Origin of the sequence: Roseibium aestuarii, from assembly GCF_008477545.1 — a bacterium.
GTDB lineage: Bacteria > Pseudomonadota > Alphaproteobacteria > Rhizobiales > Stappiaceae > Roseibium > Roseibium aestuarii.
This window is the reverse complement of sequence record NZ_VORA01000001.1, coordinates 1,060,108-1,081,792: the sequence shown is the minus strand read 5'-3', so window position 1 is coordinate 1,081,792 and position 21,685 is coordinate 1,060,108. Positions and strand designations below refer to the sequence as shown.

General features: G+C 64.1%; 16 protein-coding genes. 3 read left to right on the top strand and 13 right to left on the bottom strand.

Annotated features, from left to right (window positions below; genetic code table 11):
- The first annotated feature begins 48 nt into the window (after positions 1 to 48).
- Positions 49 to 951, top strand: a complete 903-nt coding sequence (locus FR728_RS04650; protein ID WP_188318793.1) for a LysR substrate-binding domain-containing protein — start codon at positions 49 to 51, stop codon at positions 949 to 951.
- Between the two features lie 83 nt (positions 952 to 1,034).
- Here the strand turns inward: FR728_RS04650 and FR728_RS04645 are convergent, their stop codons facing one another.
- From FR728_RS04645 to FR728_RS04620, 6 genes are all read right to left on the bottom strand, one after another.
- The gene (locus FR728_RS04645) at positions 1,035 to 2,720 is read right to left on the bottom strand and encodes a methyl-accepting chemotaxis protein (protein ID WP_149891440.1); all 1,686 of its coding nucleotides are present in this window, start codon (positions 2,718 to 2,720) and stop codon (positions 1,035 to 1,037) included.
- A gap of 204 nt (positions 2,721 to 2,924) precedes the next feature.
- The gene (locus FR728_RS04640) at positions 2,925 to 3,578 is read right to left on the bottom strand and encodes an aspartate/glutamate racemase family protein (protein ID WP_149891439.1); all 654 of its coding nucleotides are present in this window, start codon (positions 3,576 to 3,578) and stop codon (positions 2,925 to 2,927) included.
- Between the two features lie 26 nt (positions 3,579 to 3,604).
- Positions 3,605 to 4,444 (bottom strand): ABC transporter permease, encoded by an 840-nt coding sequence (locus tag FR728_RS04635; RefSeq protein WP_149891438.1) that lies wholly within the window; start codon positions 4,442 to 4,444, stop codon positions 3,605 to 3,607.
- Positions 4,444 to 5,322 (bottom strand): ABC transporter permease, encoded by an 879-nt coding sequence (locus FR728_RS04630; RefSeq protein WP_149891437.1) that lies wholly within the window; start codon positions 5,320 to 5,322, stop codon positions 4,444 to 4,446. Before FR728_RS04630 ends, FR728_RS04635 begins: the two co-directional genes overlap by 1 nt.
- A 146-nt stretch (positions 5,323 to 5,468) precedes the next feature.
- The gene (locus FR728_RS04625) at positions 5,469 to 6,761 is read right to left on the bottom strand and encodes an ABC transporter substrate-binding protein (RefSeq protein WP_149891436.1); all 1,293 of its coding nucleotides are present in this window, start codon (positions 6,759 to 6,761) and stop codon (positions 5,469 to 5,471) included.
- Between the two features lie 83 nt (positions 6,762 to 6,844).
- A complete protein-coding gene (locus tag FR728_RS04620; protein WP_149891435.1) occupies positions 6,845 to 7,843 on the bottom strand; it encodes an ABC transporter ATP-binding protein in 999 nt (332 codons plus the stop codon).
- A 252-nt stretch (positions 7,844 to 8,095) separates the two neighbouring features.
- Here FR728_RS04620 and FR728_RS04615 point away from each other — a divergent pair, with 252 nt between their 5' ends.
- Complete coding sequence (locus FR728_RS04615; RefSeq protein ID WP_149891434.1) at positions 8,096 to 8,830, top strand: GntR family transcriptional regulator; 735 nt, start codon at positions 8,096 to 8,098, stop codon at positions 8,828 to 8,830.
- Between the two features lie 227 nt (positions 8,831 to 9,057).
- Here the strand turns inward: FR728_RS04615 and FR728_RS04610 are convergent, their stop codons facing one another.
- The 7 genes from FR728_RS04610 to FR728_RS04580 form a co-directional block, all read right to left on the bottom strand.
- Complete coding sequence (locus FR728_RS04610) at positions 9,058 to 11,214, bottom strand: TonB-dependent receptor domain-containing protein (protein WP_149891433.1); 2,157 nt, start codon at positions 11,212 to 11,214, stop codon at positions 9,058 to 9,060.
- 363 nt (positions 11,215 to 11,577) lie between these two features.
- Entirely contained in the window at positions 11,578 to 11,694 is a 117-nt protein-coding gene (gene cydX, locus FR728_RS04605) for a cytochrome bd-I oxidase subunit CydX (protein WP_149891432.1), read from the bottom strand.
- A gap of 12 nt (positions 11,695 to 11,706) precedes the next feature.
- Positions 11,707 to 12,864 carry a cytochrome d ubiquinol oxidase subunit II gene (cydB, locus tag FR728_RS04600; protein WP_149891431.1) on the bottom strand — a complete coding sequence of 386 codons (1,158 nt, stop codon included), beginning with the start codon at positions 12,862 to 12,864 and terminating at the stop codon, positions 11,707 to 11,709.
- 4 nt (positions 12,865 to 12,868) lie between these two features.
- Positions 12,869 to 14,464: a cytochrome ubiquinol oxidase subunit I gene (locus FR728_RS04595; protein WP_149891430.1), complete on the bottom strand. Its 1,596-nt coding sequence runs from the start codon at positions 14,462 to 14,464 to the stop codon at positions 12,869 to 12,871.
- Positions 14,465 to 14,654: 190 nt separating this feature from the next.
- The gene (gene cydC / locus FR728_RS04590; RefSeq protein ID WP_149891429.1) at positions 14,655 to 16,373 is read right to left on the bottom strand and encodes a thiol reductant ABC exporter subunit CydC; all 1,719 of its coding nucleotides are present in this window, start codon (positions 16,371 to 16,373) and stop codon (positions 14,655 to 14,657) included.
- On the bottom strand, positions 16,373 to 18,367 hold the full coding sequence (gene cydD / locus FR728_RS04585; protein WP_208998653.1) for a thiol reductant ABC exporter subunit CydD: 1,995 nt from the start codon (positions 18,365 to 18,367) through the stop codon (positions 16,373 to 16,375). The genes cydC and cydD overlap by 1 nt, the downstream gene beginning before the upstream one ends.
- Before the next feature lie 698 nt (positions 18,368 to 19,065).
- Complete coding sequence (locus FR728_RS04580; protein WP_149891428.1) at positions 19,066 to 20,565, bottom strand: CoA-acylating methylmalonate-semialdehyde dehydrogenase; 1,500 nt, start codon at positions 20,563 to 20,565, stop codon at positions 19,066 to 19,068.
- Positions 20,566 to 20,787: 222 nt separating this feature from the next.
- Here FR728_RS04580 and FR728_RS04575 point away from each other — a divergent pair, with 222 nt between their 5' ends.
- The gene (locus FR728_RS04575) at positions 20,788 to 21,681 is read left to right on the top strand and encodes a LysR family transcriptional regulator (protein ID WP_149891427.1); all 894 of its coding nucleotides are present in this window, start codon (positions 20,788 to 20,790) and stop codon (positions 21,679 to 21,681) included.
- Positions 21,682 to 21,685 lie beyond the last annotated feature (4 nt).

Sequence of the window (21,685 nt, the reverse complement as noted above, 5' to 3'; positions counted from 1 at the left end):
ATGCCGATTTTGGATAGGTTATGCAAAATTTGCATAAGGGCAGATCCCATGGAACTCAGCTGGCTCGAGGACTTCGCCGAACTGGCGGCCGCGCGCAATTTCTCCACCGCGGCTTCCGCCCGTCACATCACCCAGCCGGCGTTTTCCCGGCGCATCAAGGCGCTGGAGAACTGGGTCGGGGCGGAACTGATCGACCGGTCCTCCTATCCGGTGGCCCTCACCCAGGCGGGGGAAACCTTTCTGGAAACGAGTCGCGAGCTGATGCGCTCGATCTACCGGCTGCGGGACGATTGCCGCCAGCAGGCGAAGACGGCGGCCGAGACGGTGCATATCAGCGCCCTGCACACCATCGCGCTCGCCAATTTCCCCGGACTGCTGCAGCAGGTCGAGAAGCGGGCGGGTCCCTTCAACACGCGGATGAATGCGACGGAGTTCTACGACTGCATCGAAAGCCTGTCGCTGGGGCGCTGCGACCTGTCCATGGCCTATGTGCATCCGCTGGGACCGCCGGTCCTGCAGACGGGACAATTCGTGTCGCGCAAGATCGCCAGCGATCCCTTCGTGCTCGTCACCGGGACCGGCGCGGACGGGGAGCCGCTCTTCCGGCTGGAACCGCGGGACGACGCCTACCCGCTGATCTCCTATTCCGCCGACACGTTTCTGGGCAAGGTGCAGACCGATCTCACGACCCAGCTCGCCCGGCGCGGCATCCGCTTCCAGACGGTGTTCGAAAACACCATGTCGGAAGCGGTGAAGCGCATGGTCCTCACCGGCAAGGGCCTCGGCTTCCTGCCGCGTGCTGCGGCCGAACGGGAAATCGCCGCCGGCGACATCCAGGTCCTAGGCCCCCTGCCCTCGGAGGTGGAACTGGAAATCCGCGTCTTCCGCAAGATCGGCCCGGGCTCGAAGGTCATGGAGCGCTTCTGGAACGAGATGCACGAAGTGGCGTGAAATGTTTCGAGCGTGGGCCAAATACGAAAAACCCCGACCTTCTGGCCGGGGTCTTCTCGTTCCCATGACTGGACCATCAGGCGTTACGCAACGCCGCGATGGAGAGCTGCAAGGAAAGCGTTCACATGAGCGCGCAGGCTTTGAGCCTCCGCCTGCATGTTTTTCGAGGCCGTCTGCACCATGTCCGCAGCCGAGTTCGTGACCCGAGCAGAATCTGACACGCCTGCGATGTTGTCCGACACCTGCTGCGTGCCGCGTGCGGCCTGCTGGATATTGCTCGCGATATCTTGGGTGGCGGCTCCCTGCTGCTCGACAGCCACCGCGATTTGCGACGTGATATCGTTGATCCGGGTGACAGTTTCCGTGATCACACCAATCGCGTTGACTGCGAGTTCCGTCTCGCCCTGAATATTGGCGATCTGTGCGGAAATCTCTTCCGTGGCCTTGGACGTCTGCGTGGCCAAATCCTTCACTTCGGCGGCGACCACGGCAAAACCGCGTCCAGCCTCACCGGCTCGTGCCGCCTCGATGGTCGCATTCAGCGCAAGCAGATTGGTCTGCTCGGCAATGGCCTGGATGAGGGAGACCACTTCACCGATCTTGCCGGCGGCGCTCGACAGGCCCTGGATCCGGTGATTGGTGGCGGAAGCCTGCGAAACTGCCTCTGATGCTACCTGGCTGGAACTCGAAACCTGCCGGGAGATCTCCGAGACCGAGGCGGCCAGCTCCTCTGCGGCAGCGGCAACAGTTTCCGTGTTGCGCGAGGCATTGCCTGCGGCATCGCGCACGGCAGCGCTTTGCTCGGTTGTCTGAACCGCGCCGCTCTTCAGTTCGGAGGCAGCCTTCTGCAAGCCATCGACGGACCCGGCGATCGTCTCCAGAAGGGCGCCAACCGTCAGCTCGAACTCGCCGGACAGGTGCTCCACCTCTTCGGCACGTGCCATGTTCCGTTCGCTGCTTTCTCGTTGTTTGCGCTCCAGCTCCCGGCGCTCGGTTTCATTGATGACGAAGACCTGCATGGCAGACGCCATGGCCCCAATCTCATCGCCTCGCCCGGAGCTGTCGATGACGATTTGCGTGTTGCCCTTGGCAAGCTCCTGCATGTCCTTCGTCAAGGCAGTGAGTGGTCTGGCCAGACTGCGCACCACGGCGATAGCGAAGACTGCAACCAGGAGCCCACCCCCTGCGAGCACTGCTCCAAGTCGCGCAACATTGGACCAGAAGACGGACATGACGTCGTCCACGTAGCTGCCTGTCGCCACGTACCAACCCCAGGGCTCGAACTTCTGCGCCCACGCGATCTTTGAGACTGGATCGGTGCCGCCATTGCGCGGCCACGCATATTCGTAGGTGCGTCCGCCAGCATCCGCCGACGCCACCGCTTCGCGCGTGAAATAGACACCGTCCTGATCCTTCAGGTCCCAGCCGTTGGTGCCCTCATATTTCGGACTTCCCGCGACCAACTGAGTGCCGTCCTTGAGCATGACGAAGGCATAGTTGCCTCCCTCATATCGCATGGAGCGGATCACAGCCTTGGCCTGTTCTTCCGCCATCTCCCGCGTGAGCTTTCCCTCGGTCTCGAGTGCATGGAAATGCCGGGCGACAGATTCCGACAGATCCACGACGGCCTGGAGCTTCTCTGCGCGCTCCTGAAACAGGAGGTCCCGCATGACGGTGAGTTCATAGGTGAGCGCTGCGATGGCGAAAATCGCCAAGCTGATGACCGGCAACCAGATCTTGTAGCCGATGCGAAGGTTCTCGAATTTCATGTAAGGCGCTTCTCAACTGAGGGACGATGCCGCTAGGAGGCACCTGCAACCTTAAGCTGAGGTAAATTTACCTAAGGTAAGAAATTCAATAACTTGGTCGATCTCTTGATCTGCCAGACAACTGCAAACAATGTCATTCCGCACTCTCCGGAACCGGTATGCATTGCGCCGAGAAACTAGCATCAGCTCCGCACTCGCAGCCTTCTACGCCAAGGCCTCGGCGAGCTTCACCGCGCTGGCGACGCCGTCGATGACGGGGACGCCGAAACTCTCCGAGAGGTCGGCGGCGAGGTCTGCCATGCCGGCGCAGCCGAGCACGATGGCGCCGCTGCCGTCCTCGGCCAGCGCCCGGGCGATTTCCGCCTCGATGCGCGCCCTTGCATCGCTTGCCGGGTTTTCCAGCTCGAGCACCGGAACCTCGGAGGCGCGGACCTTGGCGCAACGTCCGGCCAGACCGATGTCGATGAGGTTCTCCAGCAGCACGGGCACGGAGACGCTCAGCGTGGTGACCACCGAGAAGCGGCGGCTCCAGAGGCTGGCGACGTGATAGGCCGCCTCGCCAATGCCGATGACGGGCACGCTCAAGGTCTCGCGCAGGTGCCACAGGCCCGTGTCGTCGAAACAGGCGATGATGACGGCGCCGATGCCGGGGTCAGCGGCAAGTCTCTCGTCAATCAGCCGGAAGAGCCCGGGAAGGGCGGCCGCCCCGTCTTCCGGGCCCTGGATGGCGGGAGGCGTGTCGTGCGGATTGACGGCGGTGATGCGCGTGCCCGGGCCGGCGGCGGCGCTCGCGGCGCGGCCGATCTTCTCCGTCATGGAGGCGGTGGAGTTCGGATTGACGACCAGAATATGCCGCATGGCTTGCGCCTCCTGCCCTTCCCCGCTCAGACGAGCCCCTGCCCCGCATCCGAGCCCCGTTTCGCCTGGGCGCGACGCAGCAGGGCGACGATGGTGAGGAAGGACCCGATGATGACGAAGGAGAAAAGGGTCGTGAGCGTGCCCAGCGCATAGAGCACCGGCGAGGTCACGTTGGTCGTCATGCCGAAGATTTCCAGCGGCAGGGTGTTGTAGGAGCCGGCCGTCAGGAGGGTGCGGGCGAATTCGTCATAGGAGAGCGTGAAGCCGAAGAGGGCGACGCCGATCAGCATGGGGGCGATGATCGGCAGCACCACGTGGCGCACGGTCTGCCAGGGGGAGGCACCGAGGTCGCGGGCCGCTTCCTCATAAGACTTGTCGAAGCGGTTGAAGACCGCGAACATGATCAGCAGGCCGAAGGGCAGCGTCCAGGTGAGCTGGGCGCCGAAGCCGGAGGTGGCCCAGTGCACGTCCAGATCGAGGATGTTGAAGATCAGGCCCACGCCGAGGGAGACCAGGATCGAGGGAATGATCAGGCTGGCGATGATCAGGTAGAAGAGCGCGCTCGAGCCCCGGAACCTGCGGCGGAAGGCCATGCCGCCCATGACGGAGAAGACCACGGTCACCACCATGACCATGAGCCCGAGGGCGAAGGAGCGCCGGAAGGAGCCCCAGATGTCGCCCACGGCCTGCTGTTCGAAGAGATCCCTGAACCAGTGGAGCGAGACCCCGTTCATGGGGAAGGTCAGCCCGCCCTGCGGCCCCTGGAAGGACAGGATGCCGATGGTGATCACCGGGCCATAGAGGAACAGCACGAAGAGCGCGAAGAAGGCGGCGAGACCGTAGAAAGAGCGAGACCGGGGTTCCATCACAGTTCCTTCCGGATGTTCACGAAGCGCATCATGATGCCGATCATCAGCAGCACGGTGACGAGCAGCACCACGGAGGATGCGGCGGCTGCCGGGTATTGCAGCAGGGAAATCTCGTTGGAGATGATGCGGCCCACGGAGGCGCTCTGGCCGCCGGACATGTGGCGCACGGTGATGACATCCCCCATCACCAGGGTCACGACGAAGATCGAGCCGATCATGATCCCCGGCTTGGTCAGGGGAATGATCACGTTCATCAGGATCTGGAAGCCGGTCGCGCCCGCATCCCGGGCAGCTTCGACCAGCGACTTGTCGATGCGCATCATGGTGTTGAAGATCGGCACCACCATGAAGAGCGCGTAAAGGTGGACGAAGGCCAGGACCACCGCGAAATCCGAATAGAGCAGCCACTCCAGCGGTTCGTCGGTCACGCCGAGCGAGATCAGCGCCGAATTGGCAAGGCCGTTGCGCCCGAGGAACGGGATCCAGGAGATCATCCGGATGATGTTGGAGGTCCAGAAGGGAATGGTGCAGACGAGAAACAGCGCGATCTGCACCGGCAGGGACTGGACGTGGAAGGCCAGGAAATAGGCCACTGTGAAGCCGATGACCGCGCAGAAGACCCAGGTGAGCACCACGAATTTCAGGGTCTTCAGATAGGTCGCCCAGGTGACCGCCGAGGTCAGATGGAAGAGGTAATTGTCGAAGGTGAAGTCCGGATAGAAGGACCACTCGTTGTAGCCCCAGAAGCTGACCGTGACGATGGTGGCGATCGGCGCCAGCAGGAAGAAGCCGAGCACGAGGGTCAGCGGGGTCACCAGCGCCCAGCTGACGCGCTCAGAGCGCTTGTCCGGGTCGAGAGCCTTGCGAGTCTTCATTCTCGGGTCCTGCAGTTCGGGGGCCTGAGATCGGCCCGGTGTGCGGAAGAGCGGCCCGCCCGGCCCGAAGGCCGGACGGACGTTGGCGGATCACAGGGCGGTCAGGCGCCCGACGGATCGGGTGCCCTGTCCTCGTTCTGTCAGCCTCAAGCGGCGATGAACTCGTTCCACTTGCGGACCATGTACTGGTTCTCGTCCATGACGGCGTTCCAGCAGGCCACGGCGCCCATGCGGTCGTAGAAGGAGCCGCCATCGCGGGTTTCGCCGGCCTGGGCCATGGCGTCGCCGAAGGGGTTCTTGATGACATCCGTTGCCGGCTTGCCTTCGAACCAGTAGCCCCACTCGTTGGCGTCCATGAACTCCTTGGAGGTTTCCGGCACGGCCGAGTAGTAGCCCTGGCGCATGAGGAAGCCGCCGACCCAGCCGGACAGATACCAGTTGATGTATTCGTAAGCGGCTTCCAGCTCGAGGCCGGTGAGGGCTGCGGAGAGACCCAGACCACCACCCCAGGAGCGGTAGCCTTCCTTCAGCGGCTGGTAGACGCAGGGGATGCCCTTGGACTTCACGGCGGTGATGGCCGGGGACCACATGGACTGGATGACGACTTCGCCCGACGCCATCAGGTTGACGCTCTCGTCGAAGGACTTCCAGAAGGCACGGAACTGGCCGTTCTTCTTGGCCTCGGTGAAGATCTTCATGGTGAGGTCGATCTCGTCCCGGGTCATGTTGCCCTTGTCCGGATACTTGTATTCACCCATGGCTTCCACAACCATGGCCATGTCCATGATGCCGATGGAGGAGATGTCGAGGATCGAGGCCTTGCCCTTGAATTCCGGGTTCAGCAGCTCGGCCCAGGTGTCGATCGGACGGCCGATGAGGTCCGGGCGGATGCCCAGGGTGTCGGCGTTGTAGATGGTCGGGATGAGGGTCATCCAGCCGGTTTCGGTTTCGGCAAAGGTCTTGCCGTCCGGGCCTTCCACGAAGCCGACGGAGTGGGGCGCGGTGCCCTGGGCGATCACGCTTTCCGGCGTCAGCTTGCCCGACTTGAAGATGCCGACGATCTTGTCGTAGTTCTTGATCTTGGAGGTGTCCATGGCCTGCAGGTTGCCGGCACCCCAGACCTTCTTGCAGATCCAGTATTCGATATCGGCAATGTCGAAGGACTTGGGCTGGGTGGCGGCGCGCTGGGTCACGCTGTCACTGTCCAGCGCGGTCATTTCCAGCGTGAAGCCAAGGTCTTCCTTCACCTTCTGGCCAACTTCGTTGAGGTTGGACACGCCGGTGCCGAACTGGCGCAGGGTGATGTTCTTGATGTTCTGGGCCCAGATGGTCGGGAAGCCGGTGATGGCGCCCGAGCCCAGTGCGGCACCGGCGACGGCGGCCCCGCCCTTGAGCATGCTGCGGCGGCTAAGGCCCTTCTTTTCGGTCGTCTCAGTCATATTCCTGCTCTCCTGTTCCCCGTTGGAGGTTTCGGCCCCGGTCTGGATTTGTCTCTGTCGGGCCGGTGACGGCGGGCCTTGTGTCAGGCCGCCAAGGAATGGGCGTCTTCCGGCTTCCAGGTCAGGAAGACGGTGGCGCCGATCTCGATCGGATCCGCGAAATAGGCGGCATCGGTGAGGGCTGCGGTGAGATCCCCTGCCCCGTCGGCGGTGAGACCGACATTGACGGTGGAGCCGAGATATTCGACCTCGCGGACGGTGGCGGAGATCGCCCCGGACTGGCGCGACAGGGCCAGCCGGTCGGCACGCAGGGCGACCGGACCGGCGGGGGTGGCCAGCACGTTGTGGCCGCCGATGAACCTGGCCACGAATTCGGTCTTGGGTGCGTTGAAGACCTCGCGCGGACCACCCGCTTGCTCGATCAGGCCGTTGTTCATGACGATGATGTCATCGGCGAGCGCGAGCGCTTCGTCCTGGGAGTGGGTGACGTGGATGAAGGAAATGCCGAGCTCCCGCTGCAGGCGCTTGAGCTCCGAGCGCATGCGGATCCGCAGGAAGGGATCGAGCGCGGAGAGCGGCTCGTCGAGCAGCAGGACGGAGGGTTCGGTGATGAGGGCGCGGGCCAGCGCGACGCGCTGCTGCTGACCGCCGGAAAGCTGCGCCGGAAGGCGCTCGGCATAGGCGCTCATGTCGACGAGTTCCAGCAGCTCCATGGCCTTCTTCCGCCGCACGTCCTTCGCCACGCCCTTCATCTTCTGGGAGAAGGCGACATTGTCGACGACACTGATGTGCGGGAAGAGCGCGTAGGACTGGAACATCATCGCCGTGCCCCGGGCCGCCGGCGGCAGATCGGTGATGTTGGCGTGGCCCAGCAGGATGTCGCCGTCGCTCACGTGCTCGTGGCCGGCGATCATGCGCAGGGTGGAGGACTTGCCGCAGCCGGAAGGACCGAGCAGACAGGAATAGGTACCCGCCCGGAACGTGTGGTTGATGGCCTTGACCGCGACCGTGTCGCCATAGCGCTTTGTGGTGGCAACCAGTTCCAGATCCTGGATCTTGCCGGCAGGGGCGGTCTTGTTCATGAGCGGCTGTCCTTGCAGGTAACGTCGACACACCCTGATTTGCAACCGCTGTGCCAAACGGAAAAAACCGCACAAACCTGGCGTTCCTGTGCGCTTCACCCGAGAAGCGTCACCCCGACGCCGGATCTTGAAGCACAATTTTTTGGCAATTCGCATACGACATGCTCAAAAATTGTATACGATCTTAAATTGCTTCGTATCCAGCGCTCGGGTATCCTGCGGCCATGACCCGCCCCTGCAAGGCCTGCTGACATGGCCCGACCCACGCCGCCTGCCGGAGACGCCTCCGGCCCCGCGCCGCATCCCCTCTTTCCGCTGCCTGCGGGAAGAACCCTCGACATCTGCACAGAGCTTCATACGGCCATTCTGGAGCACCGGCTGGCGCCGGGCATGAAGCTGTCGGAAGATGAAGTGGGCGAGATCTATGGCGCCAGCCGCACCGTGGTGCGCGCCGCGCTTCAGGCCCTCGCCCACTCGGGCCTGGTGACCATCGAGAAGAACCGGGGCGCCTTCGTCGCCAAGCCGACCATCCGCGAAGCCCATGAGGTCTTTCAGGCGCGGGCGCTGATTGAGCCGCCCGTGGCGCGCATGGCCGCCCAGGCCATGACGGAGAGCCATCTTGCCGGACTGAAGGCGCATCTCGATGCGGAACATGCCGCCCTTCACGCGGGCGACATGGGAAGGGCGCTGGCCCTGTCGGGCACCTTTCACACGGCCATCGCGGAGATCGCCGACCAGCAGGTGCTGACGGCCATGGTGCGCTCGCTGATCTCGCGCTCGTCGCTGATCATCGCGCTCTACTGGAAGCGGGCGGACACCGCCTGCGAGAGCCACTCCCACCACGCGCTGATGAAGGCCTTCCAGGCCCGCGACGGCAAGGCGGCGGAAGAGGTGCAGAAGAGCCACATCGTCGATCTTCACTCCGGCTTGAACCTGCGCGCGCAGGAAGAGGCCCCGACGTCGCTGGCCACCGCCCTGAAGCGGTGAGGCGTTCGGGCTCCTTCGCCCTCCCCTCTGGCGGTCCTCTCGTCAGAACGCAGAACGAGCTCACAGACCCCTGAAACGCAGAAAACCCGCCGGCTGCCTGCAGCCGGCGGGTTTTCCGTCCCGGAGGTTAGCCCCCCTCTGGTATTCTGGGTGTTCGTATTCTGAGTGTTCGTATTCCGGCTGTTCGTATTCTGGGTGACCGGCCGCGAGGGCCGGTCCACGCCGCCTCAGAACGAGCGGGCGAAGCTCAGCTTGAAGCTGCGGCCGGCGCCATTGTCGTAGTCGAGGTGATTGCGGTATTCCCGGTCGAAGACGTTGTCGACATTCACGCGCACTTCGGACCCTGCCATCATCCCGTCTTCCGGCTTCCAGGCAGCAAAGAGATTGTGCAGGGCATAGCCACCGGTGGCGTTCTCGGACCCGGACACCAGATCCTGACCGGCAAAGAACTCGCCCTTGTAGCCGACCGTCAGGTCGTAATCGGCGAAGACATAGCCCAGCCGGACGAAGGCATTGTCGGCGGGGATCGCCTTCAGATAGTCGCCGGAGACCTCGTTCTCGCCCCGGATCAGGGAAGCCCCGGCAGAAGCGAACCAGGTCGCGGAGGAGTAGCCTGCCTCCAGTTCGAGGCCATGATAGATTGCGTTTTCGAGCACGTCGGTCACGACCGAGCTGGTGGTGCTGTCCCAGTAGCTGGCGTAGAAGTTGGTGATGGAGTTGCGGAAGGCGGTCGCCTTGAAGCGCACGCCGTCACCGGCGGTGATCACATCGTCGAAGGACAGCGAGAAGCCGCCTTCCACGTTGTTAGACAGTTCCTTCTTCACGTCATTGACCCGGTAACCCGCATAGACCTCGTCGAGGCTGGGCAGCCGTTCGGTATGGGCGACCGACCCGAAGACACCGAGCCAGTCGGTCACCTTCACGTGGGCGGCAAGCTTCGGCGAATAGCCGACGTCAGACGAGCTGTCGAGATTGTCCACCAGCACCCCGCCGGAGCGGTAGGAGGTCGGGTCCAGGTTGGTGTAGTCGATGCGCATGCCCGGGATGACGGTCACCCGATCGGCCCAGAGGAACTCGGCCTGGGCAAAGCCGCCGGCAATCGTCGTGTAGCCTTCCGCGTGGGAGCTGGAGCCGGGCTGTGTGTAGGTGGCGAAATAGCGCGGGTTGCGACGTTCCTGATACTGGGCATCCACACCGGTCGTCACGAAGGCTTCCAGGCTGTCTCCCAGATCCAGACGCGCGGTGTTCTGGGCCTTGGCCTGCCAGGTCTCGTAGGAATAATCGGAGGCCAGACCGAAGGGATAGGTGCAATAGACCGGCGAATAGCAGATCTCGTCCTGATTGGTCTGTTCGATGAGGGTCTTGGACCAGCTGACCTGTGCCTTCACATCCAGCAGGTCGTTGCCGGTGAAGGCGTTGTCATAACCGATGATTGCCGTCTGGTCAGTGACGGTGCGGTCCACATCCCCGAAGCTGCTGCCCCATTCCAGCTGATCGTAATTCTGGTTGTCCTCGTCGGAGGTCCACTGGGAATAGCTGCCCCAGACTGACTGGTCCTTGTCCGCCCCGAAGGTGTAGCGGGCCTTGGCCAGACCGTTCAGCGAAGTGAAGTCGCTGTCGTCGATCTTGTCCCCTGCCCCGTCGACCACATCGTTGGCCTGCCGGTAGTTGAAGGCGCCCAGAAGCTCCAGATCCTCCACCGGGCGTCCGGCGAAGATGGCGCTGCCAAGCCAGCCGTTTGCGTTGCTGTCCCAGGTCGTCTTGAGACGTCCGCCGAAGACGTCACCCGGGTCCAGGAAATCGGAGGCATCGCGGGTGGTGAAGCTGATCACACCGCCCATTGCGCCGGAGCCGTAGAGGGTGGAGGATGCCGGGCCCTTCAGCACCTCGACCCGCTTGTAGAGTTCGGGATCGGCGAAGAAGGACCCCATGCGGTACTGTTCGAAGAACTTGTTGACCCCGTCCACCTGCATGATGATGCGGGTCTCGTCGGAGGACAGCGTTTCGCCGATGCCGCGGATGTTGAAGCTCTCGCCCAGAACGGAGGACGAGCCAATCACGGTCGCGCCCGGAACTTCGGAGAAGAGCTCGCCGACGGAACGCGCCTGGATACGCTCCAGATCCTCTGCGTCCAGCACCGTGACGGCCTGGGGCGTGTCGATTGCCACCTTCTCCTGACCGGCCCCGACGACCACCACATCAAGCAGGGTGCCGCTGGTCGCGGTCGCGGCCGCCTCGGCCTCTGCCGCAGCTGTCTGACCAGCAGTATTCTGGGTGGCGGCTTCCTGGGCGCGGATGGCGCCAGAGAACAGAGCGGGAGACAGGGCAAGAGTAGCAAGGACGGTGCCGGCACGCAGCATCGCCTTGCGCGCATGAACGGTCATGGCGCAATTCCTTCGAGAGACTGGTCTTTAGGGGGGATGAGGCTGGCGGGCCGGTCGCGAAGGGATCCGGGTGGCTGGCAACTTTAGGAGATCGACCTTCGCGGAGTGGCCCTGGGGCCGCCCGGGGAAGGCATCCTGTAAATATGACTATATAACTCAAGAAATACAAAGTTGACTACAAAATTCCTGTTTTATGCCATTTTTCGAAGGAGGAGCACTTTCGTGACATTTCCGTCACACAGATCCTCGCGATTTTTCGCCTTTCCCCCGCCCCTTGCGCGCAAGACGACAAAAGGCCCGGCGGGTCGCGCCGGGCCTTGTCGCATCATGTCAGATCGTTCGTGACGATGAGGACCTGCGCCGTCAGCGCGGATCGCGCTCGTCTGCCAGATCCCGCTCGCGCATCTCCAGCCACATGGCGTTGAGGATGGCGAGGCAGCAGGCCAGAGGCATGCCGAGCAACCAGGCGAAATACCACATGTGTCGAACTCCTCAGTAAGCGGTGTCGCTGTTTTCGGTGATCGTGCGCTCATCCACCCGGCCCCACAGGACCTTGTAGACCCAGGCGGTGTAGGTGAGGATCAACGGCAGGAAGATCACCGTGGCCACCAGCATGTTGAACAGGGTCGAGTGGCTCGACGCGCTGTCCCAGACCGTCAGGCTCGCTTCCGGCTGGGCGGAAGACGGCAGCATGAAGGGGAACATGGACAGGCCCACGGTGGAAATGATGCCGAGGATCGACAGTTTCGAGCAAAGGAAGGTCAGCGCCTCGAAGCGGGTCTGAAGACCGATCAGGGCACCCAGTGCGCCCAGGAAGCCGAGCGCCGGGGCAATCATCATCCAGGGACGGGCCGCATAATTGGCCATCCAGGCGCCACCGTCGCGGGCAACCTCCTTCAGGGTGATGTTGGAGGGCATTTCCGGATCGATGACCGAGGTGATGCGATAGCCTTCCACCGCGCCCGAGGTGATCAGATAGCCGCCAAGCGCAAAGAGCACGAGGGACACGACACCGGCCAGCGAGCCGTAGCGGCGGCCGCGTGCGGCGACAGGCCCGGCAGAGCGCATGGCAAGCCAGGCTCCGCCGTGAAGCACGAGCATCGCCACGGACAGGACCCCGCAGAGCAGCGAGAAGGGCGAGAACAGATCGAGGAACGTCCCCTCATAGGTCATGCGCAGGCGGTCATCGAGGGTGAAGGGCACACCCTGAAGCACATTGCCGATGGCCACGCCGAAGACGAGGGCCGGAACGAAGGAGCCGACGAAGAGCGCCCAGTCCCAGCTGCTGCGCCAGGTCGGATCCGGCCGCTTGGACCGGTACTTGAAGGCCACCGGCCGCAGGATCATCGCGCCCAGCACCAGGAACATGGCGAAGTAGAAGCCGGAGAAGGAGATGGCATAGAGCGGCGGCCAGGCGGCGAAGATCGCCCCACCGCCCAAGATGAACCACACCTGATTGCCTTCCCAGGTCGGCGCGATGGAGTTGATCGCAACGCGGCGTTCGATGTCGGTGCGGCCGACGAAGGGCAGCAGGGTGCCGACGCCCATGTCGAAACCGTCGGTGGCGGCAAAGCCGATCAGCAGGATCCCGAGCAGCGCCCACCAGATCACCTTCAGGACCGAATAGTCGATGAATTCATAGAGGATCATGGGTTTACTCCGCAGCAACGGGAACGAAGGCGGCACGGGCCACGGCAGGATCGGGACGTTCGCGATGCTCTTCCGGTCCCTTGCGGATCGCCTTGACCATGAGGGCCATCTCGATGACCAGCAGGGTGGAATAGAGCCCGACGAAGCCGGCGATGGTCACTAGCAGTTCCCAGACCGCCAGGTTCGAGGCGGCCTGCGCGGTGGGCAGAACCCCTTCGATGATCCAGGGCTGACGACCGTATTCGGCGACGAACCATCCCATCTCGCAGGCGAGCCAGGGCAGCGGCAGGGACCAGAGCGCCACATGCAGCACCCAGCGGTGCTTCGTGCGCAGGATGTCCAGCTTGCCCAGCGACGAGATCACCGCCAGCGCGCCGGTCAGCACGATGAAGAACATGCCGCAGGCCACCATGATGCGGAAGGCATAGAACATGGGCCAGACATTGGGCACCGCCGACCATGCGGCCGCATCGATTTCCGCGTCAGTCGCGTTGAGGCGGTCGGAGGTATAGGGGTCGAGCAGGTAGCCGTAACCCATGAAGGGCTTGTTGACCTCGAAGATCTGGCGGACCATCGGATCCACCTCACCGCCCTTGGCGGCGCGGATGGTCGCCAGGGCATCAAGGGCGCGGGCGCCTCGCTTGATATAGTCCTTGGACTGTTCCACCAGTTCCTTGATGCCGGGGATTTCCTCGGTCAGTGAGCGGGTGGCGATCAGGCCCATGACATAGGGCACATGGATGGCGAAGACGTTGTCGCGGGCGTCCATGTCCGGAATAGCGATGATGTTGAAGGAGGCCGGCGCCTCTTCCGTCTCCCACATGGCTTCCATGGTGGCCAGCTTCATCTGCTGGTTCAAGTTGGCCTCGTAGCCGCTTTCATCGCCGAGGACGACCACGGAGACCGCCGAGGCGATGCCGAAGGCCGAGGCCACGGTGATGGAGCGCCGCGCGATGTCCAGGTGACGGCCCTTGAGCATGTACCAGGAGGACACGCCGATGACGAAGAGGGCCGCAGTGACGTAACCGGCCGAAACCGTGTGCACGAACTTCGCCTGAGCCACCGGATTGAACATCACCTCGAAGAAGGAGACGATTTCCATGCGCATGGTGTCGGGGTTGAAGTCGGCGCCGACCGGATGCTGCATCCAGCCATTGGCGATCAGGATCCACAGCGCGGAGAAGTTGGTGCCGAGCGCTACGGCCCAGGTCGCCGCCAGATGCTGGCGCGCCGAAAGCCGGTCCCAGCCGAAGAAGAACAGGCCGACGAAGGTCGCCTCGAGGAAGAAGGCCATCAGCCCCTCGATGGCGAGCGGCGCCCCGAAGATGTCCCCCACATATTGGGAGAAGTAGGCCCAGTTCATGCCGAACTGGAACTCCATCGTCAGGCCGGTCGCGACCCCGAGCACGAAGTTGATGCCGAAGAGCGTGCCCCAGAACTTGACCATGCGTTTCCAGATCTCGCGACCCGTCATGACGTAGACGGTTTCCATGGTCGCCAGAAGGATCGAAAGGCCGATGGTCAGGGGAACGAAGAGAAAGTGGTAGAGGGCCGTCATGGCGAATTGCAGCCGTGACAGACCGACGACGTCGAGTTCCATGTGTCCAACCTCGCACTGGCCGTGCGCCACCTGCCCCTCAGGCCTGCGCAAGAGCCGATTGTCTGTGACCTTAGTATAGGACACAGACCGCAAAACCCATTGTGACAAAATCACCCACGACAGAAATTTCAGGGTAAATTCTGCAAAATCAACGGGTTAGAAGTGAACCTTCGAGTGTACACAACCCGGATCAGACACGTCCCTGTAGGGCACCGACGGACACCACCCGGTCGGCGCGGGCCATCTCCTCGCGCTTGTGGGCGATCATCAGAACGGCAGCCTTGCCCCGGAAGGCCGTGAAGCGATCCAGTACCAGTGCCGCGGTCGGGGCATCAAGCCCCTCTGTCATCTCGTCGAGGATGAAGAGATCGGGTGTCGTCAGATAGGCGCGCGCCAGTCCGAGGCGGCGCTGTTCGCCCCCCGACAGACCCAGCCCGCCCTCGCCCAGCACCGTTTCCAGCCCCTCCGGCTGGCGGGCGATGCGGTCCTTGAGGGCCGCTGCCTCGAGCGCCTGCCAGAGCCGGTCATCGGAGGCAGTCTGGTCGGCGATGCGCAGGTTGGCGGAAATCGTATCGTTGAAGAGCGCCGGACGCTGGCCGATGACGGTGATGCGGCGGCGCAGTTCCGCCTCGCCAAGGGCCGCCAGATCCGTGCCCCCCAGGCGCACGGCGCCGGATAGGGGGCCGAGAAGGCCACTGGCAAGGCTTGCCAGCGTGGACTTGCCGCTGCCGCTCGGGCCGACGATGCAGACCCATTCGCCGGCGGAGATCTGAAGCGACGCATTCTCCAGCACGGGCCGGGCGGCGCGCGGCCAGGCGAAGGTCACGCCGTCGAGGGTCAGGACGTCATGGCCGCCTGCCGGCTCGCCGGACGCGGACATGACGGCTTTAAGTGTGAAGGGCTCTTGCGGAGCCGTCTCGACAGATCCGGCGCGGGCCGTGGCACGATCGGCCGCCCGGGCCATGAGGCCGATACGGCTGTAGCCGGCGATGAGGCCCGCCAGAACTTCGGGCAGGCCGAGCACCAGAAGCACGGCGGCAACGGCGCGGGGGAGATCAAGATCGCCGGAGGCAACCAGCCAGAGAGCGAGCGCCAGGGTCAGGGTCACGGCGGCCTGAGCCGCAAAGCCCGCCCAGACGTTGGCACGCACGATCCGCGCCTGAAGGGCCGCTTCCGCGTCGCCCATGCGGGCATCGGCCGCCAGAATGGCTGCGCGCCGGGCGTCCAGTCCGCCATAGACCGCAAGTTCCCGCCGCCCGGCCACCAGATCGACCGTGCGCACCCGCAGCGCCTCCTGGGCGGCTTCGAGGCGGCGTCCGTCGGCAGACTTGCGATGGCGCACGAGGCCGCTGGCAACAGTCGCTGTCGCCACGAGGGCGAAAAGCGGCCCGAGCGCCAGGGACGGCGAAAGAAGGGCGCAAGCGAGGATCACCACGGCACCCACGCCCGCAGCCACAACGGTGGGCACGGCAAGGCGGAGATAGACCCCGTCGAGGGCCGCGACATCGGCGGTCAGGCGGCCGAGCAATCCGGCAGAGCGCCAGACCCGGCCGCTTCCGGCTTCCCGGGCCTGACCCGAGAAGATCCGGCAGCGCAGGTCTGCCAGGAAGCGGAAGGTCGCATCATGGGTGACGAGCCTTTCGCCGTAGCGCCCGAAGGTCCGCGCCAGGGCAAGGCCGCGGATCAGGGCGCTGGGGATCATCACATTGAGGAAGACGCCCGTCAGCCCGGCCAGAGCCGCGGCCGTGATGAACCAGCCCGAGAGACCGAGCAGGGTGATACCGGCAATCGCCGGCACGAAGGACATGGCAAGCCCGGCGGCAAAGGCGAGCGGATGGAAGCGCCATTGCCACGAGAGGATGCGGCGCAGGCCGTCGGCGTGCCGGGAGCGGGTCGAACGTGCGGTCATCAGGCATCCCTCCCCTGCGTGTCATCATCCACCGGCGGCACGGACGCCTCCAGCCGGCCGAATTCGAGAACCGGGAGACCGCGATCCAGCAAGGCCTCGTCGTGGGTGGCGATCAGCAGGGTGCGGTCGCGCCCAAGGGTCATGAGACCCTCGATCACTGCATCGGCGGTGTCCCGGTCGAGGCCTGCGGTCGGCTCGTCAGCCAGGATCAGTCTTGCATCCTTGCGCAGGGCGGCCCGGGCCAGAGCAACGCGGCGTTGTTCGCCGATGGAGAGACCGAAGCCGTTTTCGCCGATCGGCGTGTCGAGACCGCGCGGCAGACGGGCAAGGAGTTCGCCGCAACCCGCCAGCGCCAGGGCGTCGAGACAGTCGCGATCCCCTGCCCGTGCATCGGCGATGCGCAGATTGGCCCGCAGGGATCCGTGGAAAAGCACGGGAGCCTGGCCGAGCCAGGCCACATGATCGCGCCACCAGTCGAGGTCCAGGCTTTCCAGATCGAACCCACTGACCAGAATCCGGCCGCGATCCGGCCGGTGGAACCCGAGCAGCAGGTCGAGGAGCGTGGTCTTTCCGGACCCGCTCGGACCGCTGAGCAGCAGATGGTCGCCCGCGTTCACGCGCAGGCTTAGGTCATTCAGCACCCTGTGCCCCCCCAGCGACAGGGTGACGCCTTCCAGCGCCAGGGACACGCCCGCCCCCGGCAGGCTCAGGTTGCGCCCGCCCAGGGCCCGGTCACCAGGGCCGCCACCGATGGGGCTTGCGGCCGCGCTGTCCGCCCGTGCGGAGGCCGTCGCAGCTTCGCACGACTGCGCCGAGGCAAGGCGCTCGTTCAGCTCTGCCAGGGTTTCCAGGGCGGCAAGGCCGGCAGCGCGTTCGTGATAGGCGGCGGAATAGGCGCGCAAGGGCGCGAAGAAGTCTGGAGCCAGAAGCAGGATGAAGAGCCCCGCCCCGAAGCTCAGCGGCGCGCCCCAGGTGCCGGTGGTCACGTCGCCCAGCAGGGAAAAGCCGACGAAGACCGCCATGAAGGCGATGCCGAGCGCGCTGAAAAGCTCCAGCACGGTGGAGGACAGGAACGCAATGCGCAGCACCTTCATGGTGCCGATGCGGAAGCGGGTTCCGGCCTCTTCGATCTCGTCGCGGGTCCGCTCGACGGCACCGAAGAGACGCAGGGTCTCCAGGCCGCGCAGCCGGTCCATGAGCATGCCGCTCATGCGGGTCAGTTCCTTCTGCTGACCGAGGCTCGCGGCCTTGGCCCGCAGCCCGATGAGAGCCATGAACACGGGAATGAGCGGACCGGCCACCAGCAGAATCAGGGCCGCCAGCCAGCTCACGCAGGCGGTGGCGAAGAGAATGCCGAGAGGCACGATCGACAGGCGCACCTTCTGGGGCATGAAATTGGACAGATAGGGGCCGACCGCTTCCACCTGCTCGCCCATGTGGGCGGCCATCTCACCGCTCCCCGGCAGAGGGGCGGAGGGCGATGCGGCGGCAAAGGCGGCCAGAAGATCACGCCGCAGGCGGGTGCGCGCGCCACGCCCGGTCTCCAACGCCAGGGTCTGGGCGGAAAGGTTCAGGCGCAGACGGGCAAAGGCCAGAAGAAGAAATACTGCCGCAGCGGCGAGGATCACGGGCAAGCTGTTCGCGGCGGACTGCCCGGCCTCGCCATCGGCGCCGGAAAGCAGGGCCGCGACCAGCCAGGCGATGACCCCGGCCTGGGGTATCCAGAGAAGATCGGACAGGGACATCATGTTGCCGGCACGGCGCATGGCGCGCATTTCGGCCGGAGCCAGAAGCGCCTGACCGGAGGGCCGGGAACCTGCATCGGCTGCACCGCCGGACAGGTCCGCGCCTGACGGAGACGTACCGGTCACGGCCACGGTCACGTTCGGGGCGCGGTTCGCGTCGTGGTCTGCGGTGGTCGCCTGCGGGGCCTGATTCATGTCGTTCTTGTCGTTCTCGTTATCCGGCACGTTCTCTGGCTCGTTGTCGGGCACCCCACCCGTTCCGTGACCCGACCGAAGCCGCGGCACATGATGGCAGTCTGCATTACAGACCCTCTAATAGGTCAGAATTCGGAAATCCAGAACCCCGGACTTGGCAAAACAGCCCGTCCGGAGAGGGCGCTACGCATTTCTGCGTGTTTCGGCCCCACCGCCCCCCTTGCGCCACCCCACAACCAAAAGGCGAATCCCACAAGGTTGCCTCGCATTGTGGATATCTCCGCTAGGGAAGCCCAAAGACCAGACCATCCGGTCAAAAAATGAGACACATTGAAAAATGCATTATCGCATTTTATTTCAGTAAGTTGCGCATTGTTTCGGAGGTTCTGGCTTTACAGGTAAAATTACCAATCTCGATAGGTGTCTCGAAATTGAGGTGCAATCGGGAAAAACATGTGATTGAAAGATGGCGTTTCAGACATGCCTTTCAGTGTCGATTTCAAAACCGATTTCCAGACGTGCCCGCTCCGCAGGATTTTCGCGGGGGACCCGGCATGTGACCTTGTTTCAAGGTACTCGCAAACAAACTCCAAAGCCGGCGCATGCCGGCTTTTTTTTGCCCGGCGCTTCGTCACATGGCCGTTTCAGGAGATGTCCCGAACCTCCCGCCATGATTGAACATGACAAACGGGCGGAAGTTTCCTTCCGCCCGTCGCTGTATTCCTTGTCCCAGATACTTCCGAGACCGGAAATTACTTCATGGTCGGAATGGAGAACTCTGCGCCTTCCTTGATGCCGGACGGCCAGCGGGCGGTCACGGTCTTGGTGCGCGTGTAGAACTTGAACGCATCCGGGCCGTGCTGATTGAGATCGCCGAAGCCGGACTTCTTCCAGCCGCCGAAGGTGTGATAGGCGAGCGGCACGGGAATCGGCACGTTGATGCCGACCATGCCGATGTTGATGCGGCTTGCGAAATCGCGGGCAGTATCGCCATCACGGGTGAAGATCGCGGTGCCATTGCCATATTCGTGATCCATGGCCAGGCCGATGGCTTCCTCATAGGTCTTGGCGCGGATCGTCGAGAGCACCGGACCGAAGATCTCGGTCTTGTAGATGTCCATATCCTTGGTGACATGGTCGAACAGGTGCGGACCGACGAAGAAGCCGTCTTCATAGCCCTGAAGGGAGAAGTTGCGGTTGTCGACAACCAGCTTCGCACCCTGCTCCACGCCGGAATTGATCAGGCGCAGGATGTTTTCCTTGGCCGCTTTGGTGACAACCGGGCCGAAGTCCACGTCGTCGCCGGCGGTGTAGGGACCGACCTTGAGGGCCTCCACGCGCGGGACCAGCTTCTCGATCAGACGATCGGCGGTCTCGTCGCCCACCGGAACGGCCACGGAGATGGCCATGCAGCGTTCGCCGGCCGCGCCGAAGCCTGCACCGACGAGAGCGTCGGCAGCCTGATCCATGTCCGCGTCGGGCATGATGATCATGTGGTTCTTGGCACCGCCGAAGCACTGGGCGCGCTTCCCCGTCTCCGCCGCACGGTGGTAGATGTAATGGGCGATCGGGGTGGAGCCGACGAAGCCGACAGCCTGGATGGTCGGGTTGTCGAGGATGGCGTCGACCGCTTCCTTGTCGCCGTTGACGACGTTCAGAACGCCATCGGGCAAACCGGCTTCCTGCAGCAGCTCTGCCAGCATCAGCGGAACGGACGGGTCGCGCTCGGACGGCTTCAGGATCATGGCATTGCCGGCCACCAGCGCCGGGCCGAGCTTCCACAGCGGAATCATGGCCGGGAAGTTGAACGGGGTGATGCCGGCGACGACGCCGAGCGGCTGGCGCATGGAATACATGTCGATGCCCGGGCCGGCGCCATCGGTGAACTCGCCCTTGAGCAGATGCGGCGCGCCGATGCAGAACTCGATCACCTCGAGGCCGCGCTGAACGTCGCCCTTGGCGTCAACGAAGGTCTTGCCGTGTTCGGACGACAGCTTGTCGGCCAGCTTGTCCATGTCGCGGTTGAGAAGGTCGACGAACTTCATCATCACGCGGGCGCGCTTCTGCGGGTTCTGCGCGGCCCAGACGGGCTGGGCGGCGGCGGCATTGGCGACAGCGGCGGCGAGTTCCGCCTGGCTGGCGAGCGCCACCTTGGCCTGCACTTCACCCGTTGCCGGGTTGTAGACGTCGGCGAAGCGGCCGGAGGTGCCCTCCACATGCTTGCCGCCGATGAAATGTCCGATGGTCTTCATCGCTTGTTCTCCCTGGAAATTCGGCAGGACGGGACGAGCCCGATCCTGGATCACGCCCTTGGTGCCTTCTATTTTTGTCAATAACAATGCCCTTGCGGGCGTATCCGTTGTGCAATTATCGTAGCAACAGGCTCTGGGCGCGGGTCTTCTGCCGTGGCCGCACGGAGAGCTTGGCCGCAACCCTCGACGAAACCACAGGCTGACGCAAGCCGCGAGAGACCGATGAACTGGGACGATATCCGCATCTTCCTCAGCGTGGCCCGCTCCGGCCAGATCCTCGGCGCGGCCAGGCGGCTGGGGCTGAACCACGCCACGGTCGCCCGCCGCCTGACGGCGCTTGAAGAGGCACTGGACACAAGGCTCTTTGAGCGCTCCACAAATGGCTGCGACCTGACCGAGGCCGGCCACAGCTTCCTGCCCCATGCGGAGCGCATGGAAAGCGAGATGCTGAGCGCCCAGGCCAGTCTTGGCGCGCAATCGGCGGACGTGACGGGAACCGTGCGCATCGGCGCGCCTGACGGATTCGGCGTGGCCTATCTGGCGCCCCGTCTTGCGGAACTTGCGCGCCAGCATCCGGGGCTCACCCTGCAGCTGGTGCCCGTGCCCCGCTCCTTCTCCCTATCGCGACGCGAGGCGGATCTGGTGATCACCATCGAGCGGCCGGAACACGGGCGTCTGGTGGCTGCCAAGCTGACGGATTATGCGCTCGGTCTCTATGCCTCGCCGGACTATCTGGCGCAGAGGGGTACGCCCACAGGGCTCTCCGACCTGCCGGCGCATGATCTTGTCGGCTCGGTGGAGGATCTGGCCTATACGCCGGCCCTCAACTATTTCGCGGATTTCACCCGCACCTGGCCGGCCCGGTTCGAGGTGGCCTCCGCCCTTGGGCAGGTGGAAGCGGTGGCGGCCGGCGCCGGCATCGGCGTGCTCCACGGGTTCCTTGCCAAGAACCGGAGCGATCTGCGCCGGGTGCTGCCGGAAATCGCCGTGCACCGGGCCTACTGGATCGTACAGCACGAAAGCACCCGCGCCCTGCGGCCCATCGCCCTCGTTCTGCAGTTCCTGCGCGAGATCCTGGCGCGCGACCGGGCGATGTTTGCCGACAGGGAAGCGTGAGCGT

Bases quoted from the DNA above. Each gene is read 5' to 3' on its own strand.
- FR728_RS04630 (WP_149891437.1), bottom strand. From the start codon at position 5,322: ATGAAGACTCGCAAGGCTCTCGACCCGGACAAGCGCTCTGAGCGCGTC.
- FR728_RS04580 (WP_149891428.1), bottom strand. From the start codon at position 20,565: ATGAAGACCATCGGACATTTCATCGGCGGCAAGCATGTGGAGGGCACC.
- FR728_RS04645 (WP_149891440.1), bottom strand. From the start codon at position 2,720: ATGAAATTCGAGAACCTTCGCATCGGCTACAAGATCTGGTTGCCGGTC.
- cydC (WP_149891429.1), bottom strand. From the start codon at position 16,373: ATGACCGCACGTTCGACCCGCTCCCGGCACGCCGACGGCCTGCGCCGC.
- FR728_RS04625 (WP_149891436.1), bottom strand. From the start codon at position 6,761: ATGACTGAGACGACCGAAAAGAAGGGCCTTAGCCGCCGCAGCATGCTC.
- FR728_RS04650 (WP_188318793.1), top strand. From the start codon at position 49: ATGGAACTCAGCTGGCTCGAGGACTTCGCCGAACTGGCGGCCGCGCGC.
- FR728_RS04620 (WP_149891435.1), bottom strand. From the start codon at position 7,843: ATGAACAAGACCGCCCCTGCCGGCAAGATCCAGGATCTGGAACTGGTT.
- FR728_RS04635 (WP_149891438.1), bottom strand. From the start codon at position 4,444: ATGGAACCCCGGTCTCGCTCTTTCTACGGTCTCGCCGCCTTCTTCGCG.
- cydX (WP_149891432.1), bottom strand. From the start codon at position 11,694: ATGTGGTATTTCGCCTGGTTGCTCGGCATGCCTCTGGCCTGCTGCCTC.
- FR728_RS04575 (WP_149891427.1), top strand. From the start codon at position 20,788: ATGAACTGGGACGATATCCGCATCTTCCTCAGCGTGGCCCGCTCCGGC.
- FR728_RS04640 (WP_149891439.1), bottom strand. From the start codon at position 3,578: ATGCGGCATATTCTGGTCGTCAATCCGAACTCCACCGCCTCCATGACG.
- cydB (WP_149891431.1), bottom strand. From the start codon at position 12,864: ATGATCCTCTATGAATTCATCGACTATTCGGTCCTGAAGGTGATCTGG.
- FR728_RS04615 (WP_149891434.1), top strand. From the start codon at position 8,096: ATGGCCCGACCCACGCCGCCTGCCGGAGACGCCTCCGGCCCCGCGCCG.
- FR728_RS04610 (WP_149891433.1), bottom strand. From the start codon at position 11,214: ATGACCGTTCATGCGCGCAAGGCGATGCTGCGTGCCGGCACCGTCCTT.
- FR728_RS04595 (WP_149891430.1), bottom strand. From the start codon at position 14,464: ATGGAACTCGACGTCGTCGGTCTGTCACGGCTGCAATTCGCCATGACG.